The 531-nt window shown below is 34.1% G+C and carries 1 protein-coding gene; it reads right to left on the bottom strand.

Annotated features, from left to right (window positions below):
* Positions 1-475 (bottom strand): hypothetical protein (locus FC87_RS06680; protein WP_156656553.1); only part of this gene is annotated, 475 nt, incomplete at its 3' end.
* Between the last annotated feature and the right edge of the window lie 56 nt (positions 476-531).

Genomic DNA, 531 nt, shown 5'->3' with positions numbered 1-531 from the left:
CTTTGTAAAGTAATTTAATACGTTTAAATTGCTCAGTTGGATCAACTTCTGAAAGCCAGCCTTTAGGATTATTGAAATCATCAATATACCTAGCAGTAATTATACTGTGTAGCAATGTGAAAAAATCTACTTTGCTGGTATGGTCATCTAATTTATCAAAAGTAATATATTTAGCTATATCTCTAGGCAATTTAATCTGCTTTTTCTGTTTCTTCAAATCGCTAACTAGCGTTACGTTCAGTCTATCATCGCTAACCACTGCTAGGCGATCCATCAATCTAGACGTGATTGGATTGTCTTTAAGCTCTTCTTTAGTTGATATAAGCTCATTTTTAATTCTTTCGTGTCCAGCTGTATCTGTACAAAATACATCACTGGTTACATAGATAAGACCATAATGTGTAAGACCTAAAATAGCTCCTCTACGGGAAAATGTTTCCTGACGTTGCAAAATCACGTATTTACGTTTACTCATTATTCTGCCTCCTCTTTATTAGCTAGCTTCCTTCCACATTTAGGACAATATTCAAT

The sequence above is a fragment of the Fructilactobacillus florum DSM 22689 = JCM 16035 genome (genome assembly GCF_001436645.1).
Classification (GTDB): Bacteria; Bacillota; Bacilli; order Lactobacillales; family Lactobacillaceae; genus Fructilactobacillus; species Fructilactobacillus florum.
This window is presented reverse-complemented; position numbering and strand designations above follow the sequence as displayed.